Below are 804 nucleotides of genomic sequence, written 5' to 3' on the forward strand. Positions count from 1 at the left end.
CGCGCCGGGTGATCATCGACAACCCCAAAACCATGGTGACCTATGTCTCGCGATCGAAGGACCGGATCTTTCACCCACGCTTTCTGGCCTTGATGAACCACTATGTCATCGAACCTGTCGCCTGCACCCCCGCTTCGGGATGGGAGAAGGGTCAGGTCGAGAACCAGGTGCAGTTTCTGCGTGGCGAGCTCTTCACTCCCAGGCTGGCCTTTGACGATCTGGCGGCGCTGAATGCCTGGCTTCTGCTGCGCTGCGAGGAGCTGGCTGAACGCCGCCATACTGATCAACAGCATCGCACAATCGCCGAAGTCTTTGAGGATGAGAAGATCGAGCTGCGCCCACTGGGTCGCCCTTTCGACGGCTATGTCGAAAAAACTCTGCGGGTCAGATCCACCTGCCTCGTGCAGTATGACAGCAATCGCTACAGCGTGCCGTGCGAACATGCTGGGCGCCACGTCTCATTGCGCGCCTATGCTGATCGGCTTGTCATGATCGCAAACGACGAAATTTTCGCTGAACATAAGCGGCGCTTTACACGCAATATCAGTTACTTCGAGCCTTGGCACTATGTGCCGCTGCTCGATCGCAAGCCCGGCGCACTGCGTGATGGCGCACCTTTTGTCGGTTGGGAATTGTCGGTTGGGAATTGCCCAAATCGATGGAGCAGATCAAGGATCACTGGGCGGTCTCAACCGGTCGTCGCAACACCACGATCTTGTTCCATTATCATGAACTCGTCCAGCGCCTCTGCGGGCGTCCTCCAACCGAGCGTCTTTCTCGGTCTGCCGTTCAGTGCAACTGCGA

The 804-nt window shown here is 57.5% G+C and carries 1 pseudogene; it reads left to right on the plus strand.

Annotated features, from left to right (window positions below):
- Nucleotides 1-92: 92 nt before the first annotated feature.
- Nucleotides 93-482 (plus strand): annotated as a pseudogene (locus DQW77_RS18850) (Mu transposase domain-containing protein); the annotation flags it as partial.
- Between the last annotated feature and the right edge of the window lie 322 nt (nt 483-804).

The sequence above is a fragment of the Roseovarius sp. TE539 genome, from assembly GCF_003298505.1.
Classification (GTDB): Bacteria; Pseudomonadota; Alphaproteobacteria; order Rhodobacterales; family Rhodobacteraceae; genus Roseovarius.